22 protein-coding genes are annotated in these 26,655 nt (G+C 41.2%); 12 read left to right on the top strand and 10 right to left on the bottom strand.

Annotated elements, in window-relative coordinates; translation table 11 throughout:
• Positions 1-61: 61 nt before the first annotated feature.
• Complete coding sequence (locus FCR06_RS13935) at positions 62-3,367, bottom strand: ATP-binding protein (RefSeq protein ID WP_189523424.1); 3,306 nt, start codon at positions 3,365-3,367, stop codon at positions 62-64.
• A 652-nt stretch (positions 3,368-4,019) separates the two neighbouring features.
• On the opposite strand from FCR06_RS13935, the gene FCR06_RS13930 reads away from it, so the two are divergent.
• From FCR06_RS13930 to FCR06_RS13895, 8 genes are all read left to right on the top strand, one after another.
• Positions 4,020-4,601 carry a KaiA family protein gene (locus FCR06_RS13930; protein ID WP_138500580.1) on the top strand — a complete coding sequence of 194 codons (582 nt, stop codon included), beginning with the start codon at positions 4,020-4,022 and terminating at the stop codon, positions 4,599-4,601.
• A gap of 104 nt (positions 4,602-4,705) precedes the next feature.
• Positions 4,706-5,029 carry a circadian clock protein KaiB gene (kaiB, locus tag FCR06_RS13925; protein ID WP_138500578.1) on the top strand — a complete coding sequence of 108 codons (324 nt, stop codon included), beginning with the start codon at positions 4,706-4,708 and terminating at the stop codon, positions 5,027-5,029.
• 62 nt (positions 5,030-5,091) lie between these two features.
• Positions 5,092-6,657 carry a circadian clock protein KaiC gene (kaiC, locus tag FCR06_RS13920; RefSeq protein ID WP_138500575.1) on the top strand — a complete coding sequence of 522 codons (1,566 nt, stop codon included), beginning with the start codon at positions 5,092-5,094 and terminating at the stop codon, positions 6,655-6,657.
• Positions 6,658-6,761: 104 nt separating this feature from the next.
• Complete coding sequence (locus FCR06_RS13915; protein WP_138500573.1) at positions 6,762-9,002, top strand: TolC family protein; 2,241 nt, start codon at positions 6,762-6,764, stop codon at positions 9,000-9,002.
• A gap of 396 nt (positions 9,003-9,398) precedes the next feature.
• Positions 9,399-9,776: a hypothetical protein gene (locus tag FCR06_RS13910; protein ID WP_138500571.1), complete on the top strand. Its 378-nt coding sequence runs from the start codon at positions 9,399-9,401 to the stop codon at positions 9,774-9,776.
• A gap of 499 nt (positions 9,777-10,275) precedes the next feature.
• Positions 10,276-10,782, top strand: coding sequence for a hypothetical protein (locus tag FCR06_RS13905; protein WP_138500569.1), 507 nt, complete (start codon positions 10,276-10,278; stop codon positions 10,780-10,782).
• 3 nt (positions 10,783-10,785) lie between these two features.
• Positions 10,786-11,310 carry a GNAT family N-acetyltransferase gene (locus FCR06_RS13900; protein WP_138500566.1) on the top strand — a complete coding sequence of 175 codons (525 nt, stop codon included), beginning with the start codon at positions 10,786-10,788 and terminating at the stop codon, positions 11,308-11,310.
• A gap of 182 nt (positions 11,311-11,492) precedes the next feature.
• Positions 11,493-12,272 carry a photosystem II S4 domain protein gene (locus FCR06_RS13895; RefSeq protein WP_138500565.1) on the top strand — a complete coding sequence of 260 codons (780 nt, stop codon included), beginning with the start codon at positions 11,493-11,495 and terminating at the stop codon, positions 12,270-12,272.
• Positions 12,273-12,321: 49 nt separating this feature from the next.
• Here the strand turns inward: FCR06_RS13895 and FCR06_RS13890 are convergent, their stop codons facing one another.
• From FCR06_RS13890 to FCR06_RS13875, 4 genes are all read right to left on the bottom strand, one after another.
• A complete protein-coding gene (locus tag FCR06_RS13890; RefSeq protein ID WP_138500563.1) occupies positions 12,322-13,098 on the bottom strand; it encodes an SDR family NAD(P)-dependent oxidoreductase in 777 nt (258 codons plus the stop codon).
• Positions 13,099-13,213: 115 nt separating this feature from the next.
• Positions 13,214-13,813, bottom strand: coding sequence for a hypothetical protein (locus FCR06_RS13885; protein WP_189523420.1), 600 nt, complete (start codon positions 13,811-13,813; stop codon positions 13,214-13,216).
• A gap of 710 nt (positions 13,814-14,523) precedes the next feature.
• A complete protein-coding gene (locus tag FCR06_RS13880; RefSeq protein ID WP_138500560.1) occupies positions 14,524-15,129 on the bottom strand; it encodes an exopolysaccharide biosynthesis protein in 606 nt (201 codons plus the stop codon).
• A 107-nt stretch (positions 15,130-15,236) separates the two neighbouring features.
• Positions 15,237-16,142, bottom strand: coding sequence for a lipid kinase (locus FCR06_RS13875; protein WP_138500558.1), 906 nt, complete (start codon positions 16,140-16,142; stop codon positions 15,237-15,239).
• Positions 16,143-16,788: 646 nt separating this feature from the next.
• Between FCR06_RS13875 and FCR06_RS13870 the strand changes: the two genes are divergently transcribed.
• Together FCR06_RS13870 and FCR06_RS13865 are read left to right on the top strand one after the other, a co-directional pair.
• Positions 16,789-17,499, top strand: a complete 711-nt coding sequence (locus FCR06_RS13870; protein ID WP_138500556.1) for a CAP domain-containing protein — start codon at positions 16,789-16,791, stop codon at positions 17,497-17,499.
• Between the two features lie 500 nt (positions 17,500-17,999).
• On the top strand, positions 18,000-19,586 hold the full coding sequence (locus FCR06_RS13865; RefSeq protein ID WP_138500733.1) for a GMC family oxidoreductase: 1,587 nt from the start codon (positions 18,000-18,002) through the stop codon (positions 19,584-19,586).
• An 84-nt stretch (positions 19,587-19,670) separates the two neighbouring features.
• On the opposite strand, the gene FCR06_RS13860 is transcribed toward FCR06_RS13865, so the two are convergent.
• Positions 19,671-21,047, bottom strand: a complete 1,377-nt coding sequence (locus FCR06_RS13860) for a carotenoid oxygenase family protein (protein ID WP_138500554.1) — start codon at positions 21,045-21,047, stop codon at positions 19,671-19,673.
• Positions 21,048-21,065: 18 nt separating this feature from the next.
• Entirely contained in the window at positions 21,066-21,632 is a 567-nt protein-coding gene (locus FCR06_RS13855; RefSeq protein ID WP_138500552.1) for a PadR family transcriptional regulator, read from the bottom strand.
• Positions 21,633-21,864: 232 nt separating this feature from the next.
• On the opposite strand from FCR06_RS13855, the gene FCR06_RS13850 reads away from it, so the two are divergent.
• Together FCR06_RS13850 and FCR06_RS13845 are read left to right on the top strand one after the other, a co-directional pair.
• Positions 21,865-22,281: a hypothetical protein gene (locus FCR06_RS13850; protein ID WP_189523419.1), complete on the top strand. Its 417-nt coding sequence runs from the start codon at positions 21,865-21,867 to the stop codon at positions 22,279-22,281.
• Between the two features lie 746 nt (positions 22,282-23,027).
• Complete coding sequence (locus FCR06_RS13845) at positions 23,028-23,933, top strand: phosphotransferase family protein (RefSeq protein ID WP_138500550.1); 906 nt, start codon at positions 23,028-23,030, stop codon at positions 23,931-23,933.
• A gap of 318 nt (positions 23,934-24,251) precedes the next feature.
• On the opposite strand, the gene FCR06_RS13840 is transcribed toward FCR06_RS13845, so the two are convergent.
• From FCR06_RS13840 to FCR06_RS13830, 3 genes are all read right to left on the bottom strand, one after another.
• On the bottom strand, positions 24,252-25,619 hold the full coding sequence (locus FCR06_RS13840; RefSeq protein ID WP_138500548.1) for an NAD(P)/FAD-dependent oxidoreductase: 1,368 nt from the start codon (positions 25,617-25,619) through the stop codon (positions 24,252-24,254).
• A gap of 89 nt (positions 25,620-25,708) precedes the next feature.
• Positions 25,709-25,948 (bottom strand): hypothetical protein, encoded by a 240-nt coding sequence (locus FCR06_RS13835; protein WP_138500546.1) that lies wholly within the window; start codon positions 25,946-25,948, stop codon positions 25,709-25,711.
• A gap of 38 nt (positions 25,949-25,986) precedes the next feature.
• Positions 25,987-26,655, bottom strand: a complete 669-nt coding sequence (locus FCR06_RS13830; protein ID WP_138500544.1) for a heme-copper oxidase subunit III — start codon at positions 26,653-26,655, stop codon at positions 25,987-25,989.

Raw genomic sequence — 26,655 nt, 5'->3', positions numbered from 1 at the left:
AACTATTAAAAAGTTATTAGTCATTTGCAATTGGACTTTGAACAAATGACTAATGACGCGATTAAGATTTGTCGTTTTGACTGTTGAGAGCTAAAGCTTGATTAATCTGGCTTAACAAATCTTCCATAGAAATTGATCGCGGTAAGATCTGGGTAGCGATCGCACCAAAAATAGTTTCTACCGATTCCAAAGCATTGCGATCGGGCTTGTCAATTTCCTTGTCAGCCACCCCAGGCTGAGAAATAGTGTCTGGGTGATTCAATGGTTGGTTGAGTACTAAAATTGGTGGTAATTTCGAGGGTGACTCTCCTAATCTTTTCAATGCTTTGAGTACCTCTTTGTGGATAGCAGATTCTCCTAAGCAAATTAGCAATAAGTCAACGCTTTGGTGACGAATTTGTTGTAACACTTCTGCCCAACAAGGACTCATCGCTGCTTTCAAGCCTGCTGTTTGTAAGTACTGAATTAAAGCTTGGAACCACTCAGACCCTCGTTCGGGTGTTTCACTAGCATTGGAGCAATTTTTTTCTAGGCGATAACCTTTGGCTTGCTTGCGTCTTGCCTGTGGTAAATCGCGCAGCTTTGTCAAATCCACTACTAAAATGTTGGGAGGGCAGCAGACACCAGAAGCAATTTGCAGTACTGATAGTAAGGCATCTGTTTTCTCGGTGGGAGTGCTGTTGTCTTTTCCCAGTGGTGTTAAACAAGGAAATACAGATAACCCTGGTATTTGAGAAGCTTTTAGGGTGGTTGCAGCATCGCAAGTAACCAACGGTATGGCCGCTAAACGTGGATGCTCAATTAGTTGTTGCAAATAAGTTTGAGCGGTGGTACTCTCGACATCGAGCAAAATTACATCAAATTGCCACACCCGCGCCAACAGTTCTGCCTGATTTAGGTCATCGACTTCAATCACCCGATGTTCTCGCAGTGAGGAGTGGGGATTGATGGATTCTAGATCGGGATTCACTAACCTGAGAATTCGCAGTGGCGTCTTAGTTGGGAGATTGGCGCTATTGTTTGACCCTAGCTGTAGAACTCCTTGTGCAGTACATAATTTTTCTAACAGTGGTGCCAAGACCTGATATTCTACTGGCAAGCTTAAGAAACCATCGGCTCGGTTGGCAAATGCTTGCTCTTTTTCTGCTGCCGTTGCTGTGAGAATTACAGATATATGACGGGTTGCGCTGTCAGATTTAAGTAAGGTTAGCACATCCCAGCCTGAGAGCAAGGGCAGCAAGGGATTGAGAAATATTGCTATTGGTTGCAAGCGCCGAGCTTTTTCTACTGCTTCTGTCCCCGATCGCGCAATCACTACGCGATATCCTAAACTTTTGAGTTGTTCGGTCAAATCTTCAATATATCGGGCTACTGCCTCGACTACTAAGACCAACCGTTGCGAACTAGTGGTATGAAACTGTGGGGACTTTGTGACATGCTGATGACCGACTAGGAGAATTTCTGGTGTCTGTTGGTGTCGTATTTGTCCGTCTTCTCTAATTGCAATATCTGACTCGGCAAAACCTGTTTTTGCGGGACTGGGTGGTAGCAAGAGTGTGAACTGGCTACCTTTACCTTCACGAGATAAAAAGCTCACATCTCCACCGTGGAGACGAGCCAAGGCGCGAGTTAATACCAACCCCAAACCAGTGCCTTCAAACTGCCTGGTCAAGGGATTTTCCAGTTGTTGGAATTTTTGAAATATTAAATGTTGCTGGTCTTCGGGAATACCAATGCCTGTATCCCAAACTGTAAAGGCAATCCATCCTTCCCAACGACTCACCCGCAACCCAATTTCGCCTGATACTTCGGTGAATTTAAAGGCGTTGGAAAGCAAATGGATGAGCATCTGGCGCAGGCGTAATTCATCTGCGACAATTTGGTCTAAACCTGGTTCAATAGAAAGAGAGAATTGGGGAGCAGATGAACGGGTCTTTTGAGTCGACGACCCGACTGGAGCTTTGCCAGTTTGAGTCTGAATGGCTTTGACTTCAGATAAGGCGCGATCGCACACAGCCCGAATTTTGACTGGGGCTGGTGTCAGATCCATTTGTCCCGTCTCCATCCTGGTCAAATCTAAAATGTCATTGACCACACTCATCAAATGGCGTCCGCTTTGATGAATCAGTCCTGCATAACGGGCTTGACGCTCGTTGAGTTCTCCCAACTGCCGATCTGCTAGCAATCGCGATAATCCCAAAACGGCAGTTAGGGGAGTTTTCAGTTCGTGACTAATACAAGCTAAAAATTCATCTTTCAAGCGATTTAATTGAATTAAATCGGCATTCTTGGCTGATAGTTCTTTGCAAAGCTGCTGCTGTTCAGTGACATCAGTTGCTAAAACTAACCACAAATCACTGCTGAGTGCCATCTCTGATTCGGCACTCATGAGTTTCAACTCTGGACTGTCTAATGGAATTTTGGCAAACTGCCAAATTCGTTCCTGACCATTTTGTACTTCGACAACGCAGGTACAAGTACCTAATTGACTATCCAAAAAGCAGCGACTGGATGTAGTTTCTTGAGCTTCGGGCTGTTCTCTAAGATTGTTCAGAGTAGATAAGCCTGGTTCAGGTATTGCTTCACTCTTAACCAACAACTGTGGCGTTAGTTGTTCTTCACCACCATTGGGATGAACTTTGATTCCTCGTTGCTTAACGTATTCTGCTTTTTTGGCTCGCAAGGGGCTAAGTATTGCCTTTACTTGTTGTCTGACTCCTTCTGGGTCTTTTAAAACTCCTAACTGCTGCCACCAAGCAGGATTTTGGGCTACTACCTCGCCAGTACTCGTTTCCAACATCAAAGGCCAAGGCAGTCTTTCTAACAACTTCACCAGTGGCTTTTGTACTAATGACTTGAGTTGATTTGGCGTCTGCACCTGAGAGTGAGTTTGCCCATTATCATATCTATGGGCATGCTCGCCAGAACTGAGTGACCCAGCCGTTTTTTCCTTAGCCAGCGATCGCAATAGGCGTGAAGTATCCACCAATCCCAAATATTTCCCATCACAGTCAATCAAAGCCCAATCTAAGTTTTGCGGTTTTTGAGTTTGTTGGGACAAACGCGAGATCAATTGCTCTACACGCTCAGAAACTGGTATTGTCTGTATTGGGTCAATCAAAGCTTGATCCCAGATAGAGACTGATTGCTGTAAATTTAAATTTTTCTCGTCGTTATGACCTAATAATGTTTGGATTAAACGGATAGAGTACAGCAATCCGATGGGGTATTGCTGTTGATTTAATACTACCAAGCGATCGCACTGCTGTTGCTCAAAAATCTCCAGCACCACCGCCAGAGTAGTTGTCTGGGGGCAGCTAGGTACGGTTGCCTGAAAGTCATAGAGCGGGTAATCTAGCATTGACATAGGGCTTTGGGGGTCATTCTTCCTGCGGAAACCTCTGGCATTCCCATCTGCCATCTGCCGATGTTCTTTGCACCTGAAGCCATATCCTTTCAGAAGACTCATATAAGCAATTTTGGTTAGGATTTCAACGCCATAAAAATAACAGGATTTAATTTTACAGACACTTGCTGGCATCCGACCTGGAAAACTGAGGCTGATGGCAGTTTTTGCTGCTCCTCATTTTTAGTAAATAGCCTCATCAGTGTCTTACTGGTATTTAAACTCCTCATCGATAGTGACGGCTAAAACAATTATGGCTCCAAAGATTCGCTTTAGAACCTTGAGGAATTATAATGATTTAGAATGCGACAATCCTTTAAGTTCGTTTAAGTATCTTATCAACGACCAAAATAGAAAAGTTTATCTATCTGTATATTTACATATGCATATCCAAATAATTAGTTGCCGATACATAACTCATCTCAGACCTACTAAGTCCTACTATTGTGTTCCTACACAAGGTTGTTGAGTGATTGATCTAACTGTTAACGCAAAGCGTTATTTTCCGCTAGAACCACAATTTGACTGCACACCTAGTATTACTCTAGAAGCGTTTGCCACACTTATTCAGCCCGCGCTTCTCAATGGAGTTGATCGAGTAGATAGACAATAAATGTTATTACCTATATTCATTCAGCAACGTGATGTTAACAAATATTTAAAGAATTCAGCCCAGTTAGCCAACAAAAATGTTGTTAGCGTCTGGATATCTAAGTTTGTTTCTAGTATTTTTAACCACTTTTGCTATCTACCTGTCGCTGTAACTTCTTGTGGAACAATTAACGCTTCACCACTTTGGTCGCAACGCCACCCAATTGAACCAGATAACGGCAAGTATTTCGATGCATTTGCTAATCACTCGCCAAAAAAGCAACAGCATTTCCAACAAATGAGTGTAGGAGAACGTCAAGAATTATTAAACGATTTGAAATTAGATTACACTCAAATTCTTATAGATTATTTTAGCACAGAAAAAACTCTTAAAGAAAAAATTGATAAATTTATCAATATTATATTTTATGCTAATATTCCTGTGCCTCAACTTATTGAAATTCACATGGAAATAATTGATGAATTCTCTAAACAGCTAAAATTAGAAGGAAGGAGCGATGAAACGTTATTGGATTATCGTTTGACATTGATAGAGATCCTAGCTCACTTGTGCGAAGTATATAGATGTTCAATTGATAAATAAATTAAATTTATCGATATTAAAATCTGCACAAGCTACGGCTATTATTTAGTTTCAATGCGCGATCGCATCTTGTATTTATCTTATAATAATTAGCCTGTAACTTTATGAATAAAGCCAGAAAGACTTATGTTCTCAAGCTTTATGTAGCAGGGAACACTCCTAATTCAGTACGGGCATTAAAAATACTCAAAAATATTTTAGAACAGGAGTTTGAAGGTGTTTATGCTTTAAAAGTGATCGATGTCCTCAAAAGTCCGCAACTGGCCGAAGAAGATAAAATATTGGCGACACCTACATTATCTAAAATTTTGCCTCCACCGGTTCGCAAAATTATTGGCGATCTCTCAGATAGAGAAAGAGTATTAATTGGATTAGATTTACTGTATGAAGAACTAAGTGAAGAAAATTTGACAGAAGAAGACATTTAATCATTAGATTGCAGCCAACCTATTAATAATAAAAAATATTTCATACCCATTTGTGATTAAGCATGAGTGAAAACGAGCAAATAGCCGCAGCTAAGAAACCACCATTAATTGTGGGTATAGAAAAAATTCGCACGATGATTGAGGGATTTGACGATATTAGTCATGGCGGATTACCTGTTGGTAGAACTACCTTGATTAGCGGCACATCAGGTACAGGAAAAACTTTATTATCTCTTCAGTTTCTTTATAATGGTATTACTTACTTTGACGAATCAGGAGTATTTGTTACCTTTGAAGAGTCACCTAGTGATATTATTAAAAATGCTCATATTTTTGGATGGAATTTGCCACGCCTAATAGAAGAAGGCAAGCTATTTATTTTAGATGCATCTCCCGATCCAGAAGGTCAAGATATTATTGGGAATTTCGACCTTTCTGCACTGATTGAGCGCTTGCAATATGCCATTCGCAAGTATAAAGCTAAACGGGTGGCGATCGACTCAATCACAGCAGTGTTTCAGCAGTATGAAGCTATGGGAGTGGTGCGGCGCGAGATTTTTCGCTTGGTTGCACGTCTCAAACTATTGAGTGTCACTACTGTTATTACAACTGAACGTAGCGAAGAATATGGTCCTGTTGCGTCTTTTGGAGTTGAAGAATTTGTATCCGATAATGTCGTAATTGTTCGCAACGTTTTAGAAGGAGAACGCCGCCGTCGCACAGCTGAAATTCTAAAATTGCGCGGTACAACTCATATGAAAGGTGAATATCCCTTCACCATTACCAATGAAGGAGTCAACATCTTTCCACTGGGAGCAATGCGTTTAACTCAACGTTCTTCTAATGTTAGAGTATCTTCTGGCGTCAAAACCTTAGATGAAATGTGCGGTGGTGGTTTCTTCAAAGATTCAATCATCTTAGCAACAGGAGCTACAGGCACTGGCAAAACCCTGTTAGTCAGTAAGTTTATTCAAGATGGCTGTCTCAATGGAGAACGAGCAATTTTATTTGCTTATGAAGAATCACGCGCCCAACTATCTCGCAACGCTTCCTCTTGGGGAATTGATTTTGAAGAATTAGAACATCAAGGTTTACTGAAAATAATTTGTACCTATCCCGAATCGACTGGTTTAGAAGACCACTTACAAATTATTAAATCAGAAATTGCGATTTTTAAACCAGCTCGTATTGCCATTGACTCACTCTCAGCACTAGCCAGAGGAGTGAGTAATAATGCATTTCGACAGTTTGTGATTGGTGTTACCGGTTATGCTAAACAAGAAGAAATCACCGGTTTCTTTACTAACACAACCGACCAATTTATGGGATCGCATTCGATAACAGACTCTCACATCTCCACGATTACCGATACAATTTTGATGTTACAGTACGTAGAAATTCGTGGAGAAATGTCGCGGGCAATTAATGTATTTAAAATGAGAGGCTCTTGGCACGATAAGGGTATTCGTGAGTATAATATCACTGCTGATGGCCCAGAAATTAAAGATTCATTCCGGAACTACGAGCGGATTGTTAGTGGTGCTCCTACTCGCGTTAGTATCGATGAAAAGGCGGAACTTTCTCGCATTGTCAGGCGTTTTGAAGATAAACAGAGTTCCGAATCCTAAATTTAGTATCGTAGTATATTCTTTCCTAAATTTAGTATCGTGCTATATTCTGTGGTGAAGAAAGGTTTTCTGCCGCTAGATTGATTTTCGTGTGAGGGGATGCGGTGAAAGGACAGCAATTATTCCATAGCTTCTTGCCTGGTGTGACAGCAGCGGTCTTAACAACTCAGCCTGTGTGGGCTGATACTGTGAAACTAAATGGGGTAAACTCGGCGTCTTCTCCAAGTGTTTTGATTTCTACCTATGGTCAGCCCTTAGTTGTAGACTTCATAAATACGCAATTGCCTAAGACAGCAGATGTTACTATTCCAACCCTATTAGCTGCTCCTGGTTTTACTAAGTTTAATGTAAAGCCTTTAAGTAATAACAGTATTCCAGTTTTTCTGGCTGGAAATACTAATGTGCCAATAAAACAAGTAGCTCAAAAAGATGAAGATAGATTTTTCAGTTTAACACCTACCTCTGGTTCTTCCCAACAGCCAGATATTAAACGTTCTGTTCAAAGCAATCAAAAACAGAGCAATTCAAGTGCCTATTGGCAGAAATTAAAGAAGATAGTACCTGACTACACTTCCAAACCCGCTTCTGCCCGAAAAGAAAATTTGTCGCTGTCTGCTTCACCGCAGCCAGTAGTTCAAAAGATAAATAATGTTACTCAGTTGCAGACATTTTTACAAACTTCAAGCACAGATGGAGGAGCAGCAAAACTATTATCAGCCGAGAGGTGTCCGCAACAACAGTTGGGAAATAGAACCGACTCATGGGGTACTTCCTTGGTGACCTCAAACACCTGCCAACAACAAAATGCTGTTGACAAACGCTTAGCTCAGAGTAACACCACAATTCCTACAGATTCAACGCCAACTCTTACTGTACCAGGAAGCGTAACTCCTGCACCAGCCAATTCGACGCCGACTCCTACTTTGCCAGGAAGCGTAACCCCTGCACCAGCCAATTCGACGCCGACTCCTACTTTGCCAGGAAGCGTAACTCCTGTGCCCTCAGGTGCGGTGGAAATTCCTCAGAACTTGATTCAAAATCCAAATCCCTTGCAATTTCCTACCAAACCGGAGGAAGTGAGACTCCAGGAAAATCAGCCGATTACTTTGGCGCAAGCTTTGGAGTTAGCACGGCGTAACAATCGGGATTTGCAGGTGGCGTTATTGGAGTTAGAACGCAGTCGATATGCCCTCAAAGAGGCGGAAGCTAGTTTATTGCCCAGTCTTGGAATTAGTGCGGATATCACTCGCAGTCAGTCTGCGAGTAATCAGCTTCAGGATAAATTAAGTGCGCGAAATGGCTTCCCTTCTGACACAGATCAGGCTAATACAAATTTTTCTGGGCAAGCACAACTGTCTTATGACGTATATACCTCTGGGTTAAATAAAGCGCGTAGAGAGGCTGCTAGAGAACAGCTACGTTTTAATGAGTTGGCTGTAGAAACTCAGTCCGAGGGAATTCGCTTGAATGTGACGACTGACTACTACAATTTACAACAAACAGACGAACAAGTACGTATTGCTCAATCGGCTGTACAGAACTCTGAGGCTAGTTTACGGGATGCAGAAGCTTTAGAGCGAGCTGGAGTTGGTACGCGATTTGACGTGTTACGCTCTCAGGTGAATTTAGCAAATGCCCAACAAGACTTAACTAATGCTAGATCCCAGCAGGCAATTGCTCGTCGTCAGTTGGCTACTCGAATCAGTTTGCCACAGGGGATAAATATCAGCGCCGCCGACCCCGTACAATTAGCTGGTCTTTGGGATCTAACGCTAGAAGATAGTATCGTGCGAGCTTATCAAAACCGCCCAGAACTGCAACAACAGTTAGCACAACGTAATATTAACGAGCAACAGCGTCGGCAAGCCCTTGCAGAACTCGGCCCTCAAGTTAGTTTGGTAGCCAGCTATAACCTGCTAGATCAGTTTGATGATAGCGTTAGTGTTACAGATGGTTATTCATTTGGAGTCCGAGCAACCCTGAATCTGTTTGATGGAGGAGCAGCAAGAGCGAGGGCAGCTCAACAGAGAGCTAATATTGCGATCGCAGAAACTCAATTTGCTGAACAGCGTAACCAAATTCGCTTTCAAGTAGAACAAGCCTTTTCTACCCAGCAATCTAATTTGGAGAATGTTCAAACCTCTAATACCGCTTTAGAACAAGCCAGGGAAGCTTTACGTTTAGCGCGTTTGCGATTTCAAGCTGGTGTAGGTACTCAAACTGATGTAATTAATTCTGAAAACGACTTAACAAGAGCTGAAGGTAATCGAGTCACAGCAATTTTGGATTACAACCGTGCTTTAGCTCAACTGCAAAGGTCTGTTACCCTCAGAGGACTACCCTAGTAAGGCTTTGCGTAATTCGTAATACTCGCCTTTGGCCAGAAGCAAGCTACGTAATTCGTAATTAGCGTTCGGTAAGGGTTTTAGACATTTCAAATGGATGGCGTGATTTAGCTGCCCTGTACTAATTACCCAAAACTCGACTACATCAGAGAATCTAGTAGCGTTTTTGATAAAAAGCTCTAATCAACCTCATTTTTCAGTTAATTAACTGGAAAATGAGGCTTTTTACCAAAAGAGGTAGTAGGCAAATGAGAGATGGGAGAGAATTTCACCTTACTACCCCACCTCTGTTACACCCTCAATACCCTATTTTCATGTGAAGTGTCAAAATTGAACTAACATAACTGAGTGTTCGTAGTTTACCGCCGTAGGCATCGCTCGCCTTGTCAAAGACTCATGACTAAAGTAACATCGAAGGAAATTGCACAGTTTCGCTCTCAATTGGCAGATGATCCCAGCGATATGGAAGCGCTGGACTTGATTGAAGACTGTGATGGAGATTTAGAAGATGCAGCGATGACGCTAGCTATCCGTGCAGGACAAGAACCAGAAAGAGCAAATTCCGAATGGTTAGATGCTTTGGCGAGAAAATGGCGTGCCGTCATTTGCGAACAAGAATATCGAGAAGATTTGCTCAATATGTCACTTCAGAAGATGATGGAACGTCTCAAAACAACGCCCACGTTTCCAAAAATTTTGGCAACGCCAGTTTTGATTTATGTCCTCAAGCAAGGCGTGAACAATTTTTGTGAGCCACTGGATTTGTTAAAGTAACCTATGAATCTAGATTTAACTTGTACTAAGGGACTGATAAATAAAAAAATATGCCATCGCTTTTAGAGCAGGGGGGAGAGAAAGTCGTTTTGATCGGCGTCAAATTCGATAATTTATTTCTTGGAAGTCCCTAAGTAGAACGCTGTGGAAAAAACTATGTTAAGAAAAATTAAATAGGTTTAAACCCTCTTCCCTCAAGCAAGAACTGCGTCCTGCCTCACCCCAACGATAAATACTCGCACCGACCTACTTAGTGTGGCGATCATTATTTCGATGCAACACCCTGTAGGTTAGCACAACTGTCATAGGTGTCAACTTCAGCTAGAAATAGCTTAACTTTTGGCTGCTTTTGTATTAAGTTGACACCTATGACTAGATGTCCACCCCACAAATAGTAGTAATTTATTTTTGGAAATCCTCTAATAGAAGATAGATTCAACCAGGACTGATACGCTGTTAATTAAGGCAAAACTTTTATTAGACATGTATTGTAGAATCAATGAATTACCTTGTTGCCGTATTACCAGACCGCATTCAAGCTGAAGCTGCTTACTTAGCTTTAGAAAAAGAAGGCATAAACAGTACTATCCTGGGGAAGGGGTATAAAACTGCTGACGAGTTTGGCTTAATTGACCCCAAAGACCAAGCCAAAAAGCAAGCACGGCTGATGGCAACTTGGCTGATACCATTCGGTTTTTTTGCGGGTTTTACCTTTAGCCTGATTACTGGTTTGCATACTTTCGCCTGGGCGGGTGAAGTTGGCAATCACATAGTTGGAGGACTACTAGGTGCTGCTAGTGGTGCGATGGGTGGTGTATTTGTCGGTGGCGGAGTTGGTTTACTCGTAGGTGGTGGTGATGCTTTACCCTACCGCAACCGCTTGGATGAAGGTAAATACTTAATTGCAGTTCAAGGTTCTGAAACTCTGACTCGGCAAGCAACCAGGATATTACGACAATTTGAGCCAGAAAATATTCAGGGTTATGCAGATACAAATAGCGCTTAGCAAATGAATCATAGTTTACACATTACGACACAACGGCTTGAGTTGCTTCCCTGTTCCTTGAAAGTGGCGCAAGCCGTTGTGGCAAAAAACAAATCAGAAGTGGAAAGGCTCTTAGGAGTACGTGTTCCTGATGAATGGTATGCATCTGAGGTGCTAGATTTTTTCCCAATCTATGCTCAGATGTTAATAAACGATCCTTCACAGTTGGGTTGGGGTGTGTGGCTAATGATTCACATCGCTGATTCTACCCTAATTGGTGATTTGGGATTCGGTGGCAAACCTGATGAGCAAGGAACAACAGAAATGGGTTATGAAGTGATATCAGCCTATCGTCAGCAAGGATTTGCTTTTGAAGCTGTAGAAGCATTAGTAAATTTTGCTTTTACTCAGCCGGAACTTCAAAGAATTATCTCTGATTCTCCAGATAATCATGTTGCCTCAATTCGCATTTTGGAAAAATTAGGAATGCAAGAAATTAATAGAGATGAAAACCTTATAAAATGGGAATTAAAGTTAGGATCAAGATAGTTTTAACTAAAAGGGTATTGGGCATTGGTAATAGATAAATAACTAATGACTAAGCGCAAAGTCTGAGCGGAAGTTTCCGACGCTCGCAGACTCGCTAACGCTGCGCTATCCGTTGGCGCAGCCCGCTGAAGGCATCAGAACTTTGTAACAGAGGATTAATGACTAATTCATAATTTATCAGAATGTTGCCACGAGAAGAACTTTTAAAGGGTGTTGAAAATCGAGATAGTGTAGCTCGTGTAATTGACCAAGCAGAGCAAGCTATTAAAACTTGGGAAGTGGTTGTAACGGATTTTTTATCTCCTCCGGAATTAGCGGAAATTCAACGGGTGTTTAGTCGTTTAACAGAGGTGCAATTAGTTGTGTGGGGTGGATATCCGCAAGCTGAACGCCAAAGAATTGCGATCGCTCGTTCTGAACTTCCCTTAGATCAATCTCAAGTCAGCCTAGTTGCAGTAGAAATTGCTGGTAATTTCTTGTTTGATACCGCCACTCACCGCGACTTCTTAGGCGCAATGCTGGGAACGGGAATTGTTCGTGATAAGACGGGAGATATTATTGTTTTGGGAGAACGAGGAGCGCAAGCAATTGTCGCACCAGAGTTGGTGGATTTTTTGTCAATGAATCTCAAACAGGTGCGATCGGTTCCTGTGAAAACTCAACAAATTGAAATTACTGAACTAAAAATTCGAGAACCGAAGAAAAAAGAATTAACTACTGTGGAAGCGTCTTTGCGATTAGATGCGATCGCCTCTGCTGGTTTTGGCATGTCTCGCAGTAAAATGGTTGACTTAATTGATGCTGGTGATGTGCGCGTCAACTGGAAAGAAGTAAGTCAAGCTAGTTCTCAACTCAAATCAGGCGACTTAATCGCCATACGCTCTAAAGGACGTTTAGAAGTTGKAGAAATTGCTGTTACTAAAAAAGACCGTTACCGTGTGCAACTAACTCGCTATATGTGATTTTTGAGTCCATAAGTATGAACTTTGAGGATAATGGCTAAGAACTATCTTAAAGTTGAAACCTTTTTGCCAAAATATTCAGCAGAATTTTTCGCGGTACTAATCGAGCTAATAGACTTCTAATTTGAGTAGTAGTATCACCAATAATAACCGTAGGCTGACCCTGATCTAAAGCTTTAAGGGATGCACGAACTACTTCTTCAGAAGAATAAACCTTTTCTGTGCTTCCTGCTAAAGCTGGAGGAAAATTGGCTTCTGTAAAAAAATTTGTTTCTATTGGCCCTGGACAGGTAACTAAGATGCGAACACCATATTGGTGATTTTCTGCCCAGAGTGCTTCACTAAAGCTGATAATAAAAGCTTTACTAGCAGCATAAACAGAAACGTACGGTATCGGTTGAAATCCAGTAATTGAGGATACGTTAATAATACTTCCAGAACGACGTTGCCGCATCAAGGGTAGAAATTTATGGGTTAAATCTACCAATGCCAAAATATTTAATTGTACGATTTTAACTTGTCTTTCTCCATCTGATTCGGCAAAGTCTCCATAGTCACCAAAGCCAGCATTATTGATTAATAAGTCAATCGTTAATTCCTTAGCTTTTGTAACATCAAATACAGCAGCAGCCGCGTTAGGTTCTGTGAGGTCTTTAACTATAACGTCTACTTGAATTTTAAATTGTTCTTTTAGTTCTTTGGCTAATTGATTGAGTTTCTCTTCCGAACGAGCAACGAGTACAAGATTTGCCTTGCGTGCAGCTAATTCTTGGGCAAAGGCCTTACCAATACCACTAGAGGCACCAGTAATTAAAGCAGTTGACATTCTACATATAAAGATAGTTTTTTCAGCATATTAGAAATTGTTACCTAAAGTGCATATAAATTTTAACTATCTAAAGTGATATACCTAAAATGGTAAAATTAGCACTTAGTAATAACTACCATTGTTCAGCCCAGTAGATAATTTCTGAGGCAGAACTATTAATTGCAACACCATAGCTATCTCCATGATTCCATTTAAAGCCCTGTTTACCTTTATTTGTTGCATCTAATACTAATATTTCATATGTATCTGGAAAAGTTTCCGCAGGAGAATCACTGGTGTAGAAGAAAGTTGTGGGCACACCATTAGGCTGATTTATATGGTCGTTTGTGTTCCCACCTCTATATTTATGCTTTGCATTAGTTCTGTATTGTAAGAGTAATTTTGCTATTTTTTCTGAGGGCTGTTTCAATCTAATTTGAAAAAAACTGCCTGCTTGTAAAAATCCAGGAGAGTAAGCAATGCGAACATCTTTAGCATCAGTGGGAATCTGATTCGGAAAATGTTTTAATTCGTCCTTATTAGACCACAATTGATTACGAATTTCTCCATAGCGTGTTGTATCAGTTATGATTTCAGGTTCATTAGTATTGCTAAAAGCTTTTCTGAGGAAAAAGCTTCCCCCGACAATACCAAGGCTACCAAGAGAAAATAGAACTATCATGGCAACTTGGACAAAATGCGTAGGCATAGCCCGTCGTAGACATCGCTTCATCGAGTTGGATTAGTCTAATCTTTATGGTTATATATCCAACTACTAAACTATATTCGTACTATTGCGGATATTGACTTAGAGATATTAACGGAAACTTTGTGTAATCTGGGTAAATTTAAAGTATTTGTAAAATTACTGTGAAGATAAGCAATGTTTATCTAGTCAAATACCGTAGGTTTATCTTGTTTGAGTTAGTACTAAAGTTATAGATAACTAAATTAATTCGCCAGCTATCTATTTTTTTCAATTCTTCCCGATTAAGCGAGAACTAAAGCGGATATATAAATAGTAGATGCACCTTAATTAAATCACAGCCCTCAGCCTTTAGCTGGGGGCTTTATTTATTGCTAATAATTTTTAATCTCAAAAAATAAAAAAATGTTAACAATTGAATTTTTCCGGATAGAGTAAGAACTAAAGTGGATTAATAAATAGTAGATGCACCTTAATAAATTCAATAGCTCTCAGCTTCTGGGAGCTTTATTTATTGCTAATAACATTTTTTAGTTGGAATAAGTTATAAATTTAAATGTATTAAGTATATTTTTGATAATTATTTTTAAAATTAGAAGGATAGTTTTTTAAATGATATTTTTTTAGCAATTTAAAATTGCCCGGATAGACTAAAAAGTAAAGCGGATTAATAAATGGTAGATGCACTCTAATAAATCACATAAGTCACAGCCCTCAGCCTTTAGGTTGGGGCTTTTTTATTTAAATATAGATGGTAGTAAACTAGGAGCTAACCACAGAGCATAACCAATAAATCCAAATAACAAAGTAATCATGCCTGTAATAACATAACCGATACAAATTAATAAGCCATCAGATTCGATGGTGGCAACAGTCAAAAGTAAAATGCCTATAGTAGGGATGGGATTTGTCAAGGGAATTGGTAATACTAATAATATTGTTAACCAAGAGATACAAAACCCATTAATTTGCCAAATCAAAGGGTGATGAGCTATTTTTCCCAAGCGGGGACGGGCGATTTTCTGTAAAACTTTGGTGAGACGACCCAAATTTTGCAAAAGTAATTGAGCAAAGGCGCGAGGAAATTTGTAGTTAGCAATTCTTTTTGGTAACCAAGGCGATCGCCTTCCTAAAAGCATTTGCACAGACAACAACAAACAAGCACCACCAAAAGGCCCAGTTAATCCTGGTGGCATCGGAAATAAAAACGGCAAAACTAATAATGCAATTACTAAGCTAAATCCTCGTTCTGAGGTTTCTGCCAGAACATCACCTAGAGTCAGAGGTTGCTCGGCTAGCCGTTGTAACAAGGACTTTATATCTTGAGAAAATCTCAGATGCATTTGGTGTAATTTATTTAAAAGGGAGTAGTTAGAGACGCGATTAACCTAAGTCTTTCCAAGAGTAAGGAAGATGAGCAAGAATAATTTCTAATTCTTAACTCCAAACTCTAAACTCCAAACTCCGAATTTTTAACCTTGACTTGTGGAGGTACTAAAACAGCTACAGCTTTAGGTATAACTCGAAAATGGGCAGGTGTGTAAGTAGTGATTTCACCATCTGTATTAATAGGGCGTGGTTTGTTAGTATACAAATGAATTTCCTCACCTTGATGCGAGCGTACAGTCTGCCAATGTATATGCCGCCCTTGTCGCATTGACGGTAGTAATAATATAATCTGCCACCAATGTTGAATTTCCAAACTATAAAGATCTAGTCTTTGATCGTCTATTGCCGCATCATCTGCCACTGCCATCCCGCCGCCATAATAGCGACCGTTACCCACAGCAATTTGCACAGTTTTTACGCGAACTGATTGACTGTTGATCGCAATTTCCGCACTAAAAGGTCTAGCTGACAAAATTACTTGTAATGCAGTAGCAGCATAAGCAAATATTCCCCAGCGGCGTTTGACTTCTTTAGTAAGTCGTTCGGTAATTTTTACACTCAATCCCAAACTGGCAACGTTAAAAAAGTGCTTGCCGTTCACCCAACCCAAGTCAATGCGGTGTAAATTTCCCTGGGCAATAATATTACAAGCGTCCTTGAGGGAGTTGGGAATCTCTAAAGTTCTTGCCAAATCGTTGGCAGTTCCTAAAGGCAAGATTCCCAAAGGCAACTGAGTCTCAACTAAAGCATCTACTGCGGCATTAAGAGTACCATCGCCACCACCAATAATTACCATATCAACTTGATGCTGGTAGCGAAATATAACTTCAGAAAGTTGTTTGGGATGTTCTGTAGACTCTTCAATTAAATCAAAGCCGAGTGTCTTCAAATAGTCAATAGCTTCGGATAGACCCTTTTGCCCTTGGCGGGCATGACGATTCACTAACAGCAGTGCGCGGGAACTCATAGGCAGTACCTTTTGTAGTTAATATGTCTAAATATCCGCATCTGTTTACTCTGCTTAATTTAACTATGAGAAACTTTTGAGATTGCGATCGCAGTTGTCAAAAATTCATTTTATCGTAATTATTCCAGACTCAGATAGTTCAAGAATCAGCAGAATATTTAATAAATGAATATAGCTAACATCCTATAGCAGTCCGATTTGATTGCGTGAAAAAAACGGTATACTTGAAGAAAAAGGGCAAGAGACAACAAGCGATTCATCTTTGTCTATTGCCTACTAACCATTGCCTGTCTTGACAAATAAGTTCAAAAACAAAATAAAAATCCTATACTTTTCAGTTGTATTCTGTCTAATTTCACTTTATCGGCTATTGATGTGTTAATAATCAGTAGATAGAGTGATGAGTGCAACTTGAACTAGAGACTGGAGAATCCTTTGGCGAAGCCTTAAAGTTTGAAAACTCGTAGCAATCATTTTGTAGTATTTCAGGAACAAAAATAGTTACGTTGTGATCTATATAACTAGTACGTGAATCTACATTTATTCTTAAGAAGCTATAGAGGCGTTGACAGAGTTTACTGTGCCTTGAAATTCTTATTCTTTTTAATTCACTAAATTAATTCCGAGAAAAATTGCGGGGTCATGAATGCAGCAGATTAAATTTTGGGTATTTTTCCCACTCACCTTGACATTTGGTTGCTCAGATCGATTGCTTCCATCTAACCCAACTGTAGGCAACTCTCAGCCAGCAGTAGTTGAAAAAAATAGCCCGACTTTGTTAGCAAAAGCAAGTTACCTTTCACCACTCGAGCAACAGGTAATTATTGAAACAAATAAAGTTAGAACAAATCCTCAAATATACGTGCCGATTTTGGAAAACTATCGCCAGCGCTTCCAAGGTAACCGAGTCAAAATTTCTGATAATACTTATTTGAGAACTCAAGAAGGTGTAAAAGCAGTCGATGAGGCGATCGCATTTCTCAAAACAGCACGTCCTATAGGTGCTTTGAGTCCCTCTAAAGGTATGTCTTTAGCCGCAAAAGACCACGTTAAAGACCAAGGCACAAAAGGTGCTACAGGGCATGATGGTAGCGATGGTAGCGACCCCTTTACTCGCATCAACCGCTATGGAAGATGGCAAACAACCGCAGGCGAAAATATTAGTTATGGGCCAAACACCGCCCAAGATATCGTCATGCAATTAATTATTGATGATGGTGTACCCGATCGCGGTCATCGAAAAAACATTTTTAACGGCGCTTTTCAAGTCTCTGGTGTTGCTTTTGGAATTCACAAATCTTATAGAACAGTCTGCGTGATTGACTACGCTGGAGGGTATCAGGAAAAATCGTTTTAGGTGGGGAGTGTGGGGAGAATGACTCTTAACTCTTAGCTCTTAACTTCCTACTCCTAATGCTCAGATTATCCCAAATTGAATAGCTTGGCGATCACAGGCAATAATATTATGTCCAGCCAAATACTTGTCATTACGTACTGCTAAGGACGGAACCCGTAGGGTACGCAGCAATAGCAAAGTGAAGTAATCGCAGAATCATTATGATTGCTTCGTTCCAATTGCAAATTTATATAATCAAATGAAAAATGGTATTTACTCTTTTTGAAATTACGCTACTTTGTATCTAACTTATAAAAAAATAAGTAAGTTATCTATAAATTTTGTTTGACAACAAGATACTTTAGTTGCAATTATCACTTATCAAAATATAATTCAGTAGTCATATTATTTTATTAAAAATATTATTAGCTAATCAATAGCTAATAATATTTTAATAGAACTCCAACACCTACAAGGATTCAAAGTTCTTGAAGTAGTTGAATTTATCTAGCCAGGATATGATGACTCAATATGACTATATTGTGATTGGTGCGGGTTCGGCAGGCTGTGTTGTCGCCAACCGGATGACAGAAGACGGTGAAACAACCGTGTTATTGCTCGAAGCTGGCAACCCAGATACTAAACCAGAAATTCAAATCCCCTTAGAATCCCCCAACCTACCCCGCTCGGAGCTGGACTGGGGATATTTCTCCCAACCCGAACCGTACCTCAATAACCGCAAAATCTTTTGTCCCCGTGGCAAAGTTTTGGGTGGCAGCAGTTCGATTAATTCTATGATTTATATCCGGGGCAATCATCACGATTATGACCACTGGCAGTCATTGGGGAATTCTGGGTGGAGTTACCAAGATGTATTGCCTTATTTTAAGAAATCTGAGAACCAGCAACGGGGTGTTGATGCATACCACGGCGTTGATGGGGAGTTGAGCGTGACCGATATTCAAGCCCCTACTGTAGCATCCCAACGATTTATAGAAGCAGCTGTGGCAATCGGATATAACCACAATCCAGATTTCAATGGCATACAGCAAGAAGGTGCGGGAATTTATCAGTTGACGGTAAAGGATGGTAAACGTCACAGTGCTGCTGCTGCATTCTTGGTGCCAATTCTCCAGCGTCCCAATTTGACAATAACGACTGGAGCGTTGGTGACTCGGTTGTTGTTTGAGGGAAACCGCACCGTTGGGGTGGAATATATGCAACATGATCAGTTGCACCAAGCCAAAGTCAACAAAGAAGTGATTTTAAGTGCTGGTGCATTAGATTCACCCAAGTTGCTGATGCTTTCCGGCATTGGCGATGCAAAATACCTGCAAGCAATGGGGATTCCTGTCGTCATTGATTTGCCAGGTGTCGGTCAAAACCTCCAAGACCACTTTCTTGTTCCTGTAGCACACCAATTAATTACCAATCCTGTGCCACACCAGGTAATTGCCGGGTTAGACCCAGCAACTACTAGTAATGGTAACGCTGAAGCTGGATTATTTTTGCATACTGAAGGGAATCTGGATACCGCGCCAGATTTACAGTTTTTCTTCGGTCCCATTCTGTGGATATCTCCTGGCCAAACTCTCTCTGGTTTGGGATTCACTGTTACAGTCAGTTTGACTCATCCTCAAAACATTGGTAGTGTCAGTTTGCTCTCGCCTGACCCTAAAGACCCACCGATTATTCAGATGAACTTTTTGCAAAGTCAATCCGATGTGGAAAAGGTGATTAAAGGAATTCAAATAATGCGCCAATTATTTGATACAAGTGCTTTTGATGAATTTCGAGGTGAGGAAGTCGCTCCCGGTGCTGAAGTGATTAGCAATCAAGCACTCGAAGCTTACATCCGGGAATTTTGCGTTACCGGGTATCATCCTGTCGGCACCTGCAAAATGGGAACTGACCCAATGGCGGTTGTCGATCCCGAACTGAGAGTACGCGGTGTTACGGGGTTGCGGGTTATTGATGCATCGATCATGCCAACTCTGGTTGGGGGCAATACGAACGCACCCACCATTATGATTGGCGAAAAAGGAGCTGATTTAATTAAAGCTGCTCTTCGTGTTTCACAGCAAGCAGCTTCAGCAATGGCAAAGTGATAGAGAAAACAAGGGGCTTAAGCCCCCTATTTGTTGTAACCAGCAAAGACAGGTTTTGTTTGTCTAAATGGGGTTTCTAACCGCCTATTCCTGTGCAATCCAGGTACCATGAAACCCATAAGGCACTCGCTGGGGAATTATCACCCGCGCTACAGGTTCAGCCGTGACATCTTGAGCATTCACCACCACTAATTCTGAAGTGTTGGAATTTTCATCTTGGACGAAAGTCATAAGCCAACCATCATCCTCAGCTGTTGCACCAGGACGCGGTGCAAACACAGCTTCACCGCCGTAGCGTCCTTCTCCGTATTCGTGGATTTGCGACTTTCCACTGTTGAGGTCGTATTTGATGATACCTTCAAATAAAGGCAGGGGGTTGTTCGCCATTTTGTTAGTGTAGCCATATCGGGTTTGCCGCCCCACTAGATTTTCGTTGATGCGGGGAAATTCCGAAGCTACATCATCTAACATTTCTTCACGCACTGTCCCAGTCTTGAGGTTAAATCGCCAGCGATACAGACGGGGAATATCTGCGTCTGGGTCGGGTTGGGAATTATTTGAACTCAAAACACTAGTAGAACTCATGCGACAAGCAATCAGCACTACTTCGTCTTTTTCTTCGTAAGCGTTGAGTGTATGGAAGACGTAGCAAGCAGGACTTTCAAACCAGCGGATATTACTGTTGTTACCGTGACGTGGTAGAATACCGAAACGACTAGGGCGATCGCGCTCAAACATCATTACAGGTTCTCCGCGTTGCGCTCTTTGGGGGTTGAAAGTCAGCGGCAGATCCATGAAAATCGTATAGTTTTCAGTGATGGCGAAATCGTGCATCATCACCCCTATTGGCAGGTCAATTGGCACTGTCCACAACAGTTCGCCTTCTGCTGAAACCACGCTATATTGCAAGTACGGTGGGGCGACAAAAGAGTAGCCAAAGAAAATCATTTCTCCTGTCACTGGGTCTACTTTGGGATGGGCTGTGAACTTAGAAATCAGCTTGCCATTGTAAGTGTACTCGCCAATAGTATCTAGTTCTGGAAGCTTGATAGCATGAGGACTACCCCCCTCGTTGAGCGCCAACATCTGACCATCATGCCACACTAGGGCAGTGTTGCCAGTGTTTTTGTAGCCACCAATATCCATTTGTACTGGTTCTAACAACCCCGTCCAAATAGCCTTACCCGCTTCTCGTTCTTTTTTCCATCCGGCTGTCTGCACATAGCGGTTACGGTAAGTGGCTACGCCGTTGCTAATTTGCACACCATGCAACATTCCATCTCCATCAAACCAGTGATATTCACCGATGGGTGGCCATTGTGGGTTAGGGCCATTGCGGACAAACATCCCCGATAAGTCCGGAGGTAGTTCGCCCATGACTGGTAATTTGTCAGTGGTGATTTCTTTGCGAATTGGAGCAAAATTGCGATCGAGATAGGGATTGACTGCTACTGTTGTCATTGTTTGGATTGATGAGAGTTAAAGAATTTGGTATTGTGATGGATATGGTTTTTGCTGACCAATAACATTGATTGCTGTCTTCAACCAATCAATATAAATCTGTTCTCTACGGATTACCAACTCCAGCACCAGCCTTTGCATTACCTGTTCGCGGCTAGCAGACTCATCGCTGAGTATTGGTAAATCAATAGTTTCACACTCGGCAAGCTTTTCGTTTCGAGCTGCCAATTGCTGCTCTAATAGATGAATAATGGTTTCATTAGGCAATTGTTCCGCAAAATGCAACTGAATAAGCATTGGTTCGCGTACGATCGGTAAGGATTGATGAATACCAAGCCATCGAAGTAATTCTGCTTTCCCTGACTCGGTTATGCTGTAGATTTTGCGGTTAGGGCGATCGTGCTGAATCTCAATCCTACAGGTAATATAGCTTTGCTCAACTAGCTTTTCGAGGGTTCTGTAAATTTGTGCCTGGTCTGCTGGCCACAAATGGGCAATGCATTGATCGAAGCAGCTCGTTTTCAGGTCATAGCCCGTCATTGCTTGCTGCTGAAGAAGACCCAGAATTACATGTGCTAGCGACATGAAGACGGTTTTTCCATAATTGATGTTTGCTCGATAAGCTTCTATCTATATACTTGTTATAATTTTATGTTAATATATGATTAATCGAATATGAGAAATGACCACTATAAAGATATATGTTAATCATAGTGCGTCTTAGCAAAGAAACCGATAGATGAACTTCGGTTGATAAATAGCGAAGCAGAAATTATTCAACTTTTTGAAGACTATCGTAACGAGAGGATGGTTAAAATTGACTTCTAACACACTTCTACAAAGAATCCGTCAACATCAATATCTGCGTGATTTACGAAATAAATTACTATACCTTCACAAGATGTTGCTAGAGACAGAACGCATCGCCTACGAACAAGTTAGGGGAAGGGTATCGAGTACAGAACTCCTGCAACTTGTCATTGGCCACGAGCAATTTGCTTGGTTACATCGAATTTCTGAAATTGTTGTGCAAATTGATGAAATGCTCACAGCAGATGAACCAATAGCCTTGAATGATATGCAAAAGTTGATTGCTGATGTCCGCACATTGATTGTGCCCTTAGAGACAGGTAATACCTTCGAGAGAAAGTATTATAACGCGCTCCAGAGCGAACCTGCTGCTGTGTTGGCACATGCGGAGATATCAAAGCTTCTGATGTCTAATGTCGAGTAACTCAATCATATGGCTTGGGTCAGCAGCAATCGAAGCAGAAAACCCACAACTAACACCGTGAAAGCCAAAAACGTTTCACGGTGTTAAAGACTTGCAAAAAATAAATTATCTACGTTGCTGAATCAAAGACTTCCAAATTAAAAAAACATCCAACTTTTCTTGTGGAGTGGGCGTTTCACCCGCCTTTAAGGAAGGGCGGACAAGATGTCCACCCCACGGGTAAAATATTCTCAGATGTTGAGATTCTGTTTACAAATCAGCTGCTAACTCAGATCTTGCACCTGCCGAATAAACCCGTAAAAAACAAATAAAGAGTATAAAAATCTAACACTATCATCGGCGGAAAGCTTATGTATATTAAAGTCATTTAAATTACTAATAAAAATAAAAGGACTACGAGATTTCCTCATAAATTTGATGGCACGTTATGATATTCCCTATAGCTCAGATCTTGCACCTGTACGAGTAAACCCTAAAAAAGCTTACCAACAGCACAAAAGCGTAACATAAAAAATGAAGAGCTTCAGTAAGAAAGCGTAACATAAAAAAAGGAAGAGCTTCAGTAAGAAAGAGTCGCTATTCTTACTACAATAAGATCGATAATACTTGATTTAAGAAATTGCTCACAAACAAGTCAGTTGTCATTGACAATGACTTTGTTGAGGCAAGCAGCTAGCCACCGTCGCGGAGAGCGAAAGTGATACAAACGGCTTTGGGTTGACCGATAAATAGAAGATGAATTACGTATGACCTATAGTAAAGATGCTCACGAATGGCTTTCCCAATCGATCGGCATCCCTCACTGCCATTTTGATGTGGTGCAGATGAAAGGTTCAACCTCTTGTTCGGTTTTCCTGATTCACTGCTCACGTGACTTCAATCCTCAACGGTTTGTTTTGCGTGTACTTGACAATCAAGAATGGCTAGCGGAGGAATCTGACCTTGCTCATCACGAGGCGGCTGCGCTGGAAGAAGCACAGAAGACGGATCTCCAAGTCCCGAAGCTCGTAGCTTACTCCACGAATGATGTAGGTTTCGGTGCGCCAGTAGTACTCATGTCGTATCTTGAAGGAAATGTCGAGCTTTGCCCTGTAAACTTTCAGCAATGGCTGAACGATCTTGCTAAACAACTGGCTTTGCTGCACCAGCACACAGCGAATAGCTTTCCGTGGCGATTTCACAGTTGGGTAGAAAAAGCGACTCTGGGACCACCGAAGTGGACTACGATTCCCCATGTTTGGGAACGTGCCATCGAATTGTTGCTTGGTTTAGAACCTGCCGAGCAGCCAGTTTTCATCCATCGTGACTACCACCCTGCCAATGTTCTGTGGCATGGGGGCAGAGTGAGTGGCATTGTGGATTGGATCAATGCCTGCCAGGGACCAGCAGGGGTTGATGTGGCAATTTGTAGAACGGATCTAGCTCTGATGTTTGGTTTTGCAGCGGCAGATCAATTTTTAGATGCATACACTGCAATTTCCGTTAAGTTCGATTATCACCCTTACTGGGATATAGATTCAATACTTGATATGAGCCTGCCGCAGCCAACTTTTTATAAGCCATGGCAGGACTTTGGTCTCAGTGTTATCGCTCCTGAATTGCTTAGACAGCGAATCGACGCTTACCTAGAAAGTGTGATTAGGCGCATATAAAGAACTAGTGCTTTTGATAATTCGCTGATAATTTTTCGATAGGAACGCGATCGCAGTGCTAGAGTGATTTCTCTGACTTAAAGCGGTCTAACTACTCCAGGACTTACGTAAACTACCTGATTGGGGAGAAGCTGCACGAATCGCATTTCAAACAATATTTCCACAATTACTTCTGTGTTGCTTTTTACTTGATCTTGAACGAATACGTCCGATTGCACTTAGTCACGGAATTGACATTCAAATTTCCTGGTGCAAGATATAAGCTAAGGAAAGTCAAGTATTAGCTTCTCTGGAAAACTCTTCCTTACTTGCAACTCATCATTCCCTTTTCTCCTCATCTCCTAATATTCGCAGTAATTTTCTTGCAGCTAAAACACCAACGACTCCCACACCAAGTAACTGTACTGCTTGTACTACTTTTTTACTCACATCTTGAGGGTCAAGATGGTGATGAAAAATCTCTTCATCCAACCATTCAGTTGTAGCTTTGAAGTCATGAATTGGAGTTGGTAATAGTGTTAGATAAGTAGCTTGGCGAATTAAGTGTGCAGGTTCGCCTGCAACTTCAAAAACATTGAATAAGTTAGCACCAGCATCATTCAACCCTAACTTTAAGAGGGTTCCTCGGATATTAACATGAAGAGGTTTGAGGGCTTCTCCTGCAGCGATCGCTTTTAAGTTATTGGCAATATTAGCTCCTTGTTGATAAGCTACTTGGGCTGTTGCTGGGAGCGGATTATTTTGAACGGCTGCACAGTCACCGCCTGCAAAAACTTCTGGAAAATCGAGCAATTGCATTGTCGAATTAACTAAAAGACGATTATGATGATCTCGATGTTCTTGAGGAATTGGTAAGTTTTCAATCAATGGATGAATCGAAGTACCAGCTGTCCAGATTGTGGTATATGTGGGCAGCGTGTTTACTTGATTGTTCTTCTTATATTCAACTGCGTTAAGGTAAACAGCAGTGGCTTCTGCTCCTGTAATAATTTCAATTGGTACAGTGCGTTTTTGTAATGCTTTTTCGGCAATTAGGCCTAGTGGATCGTTAATATCGCCATCAAGAATTTTTTGCCCATGATTGAGGATAATCACCCGAACTTCAGCTGAATTTCCTCCTAAAGCGTCATACCATTGGGGAACAAAATCTGCTAAGGTAGCTGCCATTTCCACACCAGAAGCACCACCACCAACTACAACTACTGTTAATAGTTTCTGACGTTGTTGTGCATCTTCGGTTTTGATTGCTTTTTGTAAACAGTCGCGTAAATGACGGTCGAGAGCGATCGCATCTGCTTGTGTCCAGAAAGCAAAGGCATTTTCTTTGGCTCCTTCAACATGATGATAGCCAGTAACACTACCTAAACCTAATACTAAGTTACTGTATTTGTAGGAGTTTCCTGAAGCTAAACTGACTTGCTGTTGATGCAGATCTATCGACTGTACTGTATCTTGAACAAAGATAACACCGCTACCGCGAAGCAATTCCGAAAAACGCGGTAAAACTTGAAAGGTCTCCATCTCGCCATCGAAATATTCATACAGTAACGGCTTAAAGCAAAAACGCTCATTTTTTTCAATCAAAATTACAGAGCCAGGATAACGTTCCCGGGCTAGATGTAATGCTGTGAATAGTCCGGTAAAACCACCGCCGACAATCACAGTTTGATAAACTGGGCTGTTCATAAATATTGAAGATTAGGGACTGAGGATTGGGAGAAATGAGCCAGAGGGGCAGGGTAAATAATTAATAATTGATAGCCAATGACTATTTGCTATACAAAGATAAAGAAAGCAATCAGAATCGCACTCAGAATAATAGCGAATACAATAGCGTATTCTACTCGGCGGCTAAAAAATCCTACAGCAGCAACCAGGGCGATCGCTAGCCCGAGAATGCCTACGTACTGTTCTTTTTGCAAACTATGTGCAATTAGTGGATCTCTGTTTGTACCCGGTGGTGGAGTTTCTTGAATTGCTCTTGGAGGTGGTAATTCATCTGCTAATAATTTCATAAATTTACTCCAAAAAATGCTTGATTTTTTAAATAATTTTATGCTCGCCACAGATAAAGTAGTGAGAATAAAAAGACCCAAATTACATCAACAAAATGCCAAAACAAAGTGGTTGCACTTACACCAAAGTGACCTTTATTATAATTATCTCGAATAAAAGAGCGAATTAACATAATTATCTGAAGAATTACACCAGTCAGAACGTGGAGACCGTGAAAACCCGTTAATAGATAAAATGTTGAACCAACTAATCCTGTAGTTAACCCAAAATCGAGTTTCCGCCACTCAATTAATACACCAATTAAGAAGTAGGTTCCCATTGCGATCGTCATCAGCCAAAGCCAGCGAAATCTATTCAACCTACCACGCTTGAGAGCATTTTCCGCAGGTTGAATTACAAAACTGCTGGAAAGCAAAACTACTGTATTAATAATCACAAAACTAGATAATTCTACCCCAGAAACACCAGGTGGCAACCAGTTTTTTGAGTGCGTCAATCGCAGAGCCACGTATGTCAAAATAAAACTCAAAAAAACTAAGCTTTCTGATAGCAGGAACACGCTAAACCCGAACATCCCTTTGCCATGATGGTCTTCAAAATTTCCGCCCCCACTTGGCAGAAAGCGTTGCAACCAATTTGGTAAATATTGCCGCCACCGTTCAAAACGGATAGGACTTTCATCTATATGAATGATACGACGCGTCAT

Origin of the sequence: Nostoc sp. PA-18-2419 (genome assembly GCF_005869855.1) — a bacterium.
Lineage (GTDB): Bacteria > Cyanobacteriota > Cyanobacteriia > Cyanobacteriales > Nostocaceae > Nostoc.
This window is presented reverse-complemented; position numbering and strand designations above follow the sequence as displayed.

What these genes read in the sequence shown, in the direction of transcription:
- FCR06_RS13865 (WP_138500733.1), top strand. Translation starts at nt 18,000, where the DNA reads ATGACTCAATATGACTATATTGTGATTGGTGCGGGTTCGGCAGGCTGT.
- FCR06_RS13900 (WP_138500566.1), top strand. Translation starts at nt 10,786, where the DNA reads ATGAATCATAGTTTACACATTACGACACAACGGCTTGAGTTGCTTCCC.
- FCR06_RS13855 (WP_138500552.1), bottom strand. Translation starts at nt 21,632, where the DNA reads ATGTCGCTAGCACATGTAATTCTGGGTCTTCTTCAGCAGCAAGCAATG.
- FCR06_RS13935 (WP_189523424.1), bottom strand. Translation starts at nt 3,367, where the DNA reads ATGTCAATGCTAGATTACCCGCTCTATGACTTTCAGGCAACCGTACCT.
- FCR06_RS13880 (WP_138500560.1), bottom strand. Translation starts at nt 15,129, where the DNA reads ATGCATCTGAGATTTTCTCAAGATATAAAGTCCTTGTTACAACGGCTA.
- FCR06_RS13845 (WP_138500550.1), top strand. Translation starts at nt 23,028, where the DNA reads ATGACCTATAGTAAAGATGCTCACGAATGGCTTTCCCAATCGATCGGC.
- FCR06_RS13875 (WP_138500558.1), bottom strand. Translation starts at nt 16,142, where the DNA reads ATGAGTTCCCGCGCACTGCTGTTAGTGAATCGTCATGCCCGCCAAGGG.
- FCR06_RS13885 (WP_189523420.1), bottom strand. Translation starts at nt 13,813, where the DNA reads ATGAAGCGATGTCTACGACGGGCTATGCCTACGCATTTTGTCCAAGTT.
- FCR06_RS13860 (WP_138500554.1), bottom strand. Translation starts at nt 21,047, where the DNA reads ATGACAACAGTAGCAGTCAATCCCTATCTCGATCGCAATTTTGCTCCA.
- FCR06_RS13840 (WP_138500548.1), bottom strand. Translation starts at nt 25,619, where the DNA reads ATGAACAGCCCAGTTTATCAAACTGTGATTGTCGGCGGTGGTTTTACC.
- FCR06_RS13905 (WP_138500569.1), top strand. Translation starts at nt 10,276, where the DNA reads ATGAATTACCTTGTTGCCGTATTACCAGACCGCATTCAAGCTGAAGCT.
- kaiC (WP_138500575.1), top strand. Translation starts at nt 5,092, where the DNA reads ATGAGTGAAAACGAGCAAATAGCCGCAGCTAAGAAACCACCATTAATT.
- FCR06_RS13890 (WP_138500563.1), bottom strand. Translation starts at nt 13,098, where the DNA reads ATGTCAACTGCTTTAATTACTGGTGCCTCTAGTGGTATTGGTAAGGCC.
- FCR06_RS13930 (WP_138500580.1), top strand. Translation starts at nt 4,020, where the DNA reads ATGTTATTACCTATATTCATTCAGCAACGTGATGTTAACAAATATTTA.
- FCR06_RS13910 (WP_138500571.1), top strand. Translation starts at nt 9,399, where the DNA reads ATGACTAAAGTAACATCGAAGGAAATTGCACAGTTTCGCTCTCAATTG.
- FCR06_RS13835 (WP_138500546.1), bottom strand. Translation starts at nt 25,948, where the DNA reads ATGAAATTATTAGCAGATGAATTACCACCTCCAAGAGCAATTCAAGAA.
- kaiB (WP_138500578.1), top strand. Translation starts at nt 4,706, where the DNA reads ATGAATAAAGCCAGAAAGACTTATGTTCTCAAGCTTTATGTAGCAGGG.
- FCR06_RS13830 (WP_138500544.1), bottom strand. Translation starts at nt 26,655, where the DNA reads ATGACGCGTCGTATCATTCATATAGATGAAAGTCCTATCCGTTTTGAA.
- FCR06_RS13870 (WP_138500556.1), top strand. Translation starts at nt 16,789, where the DNA reads ATGCAGCAGATTAAATTTTGGGTATTTTTCCCACTCACCTTGACATTT.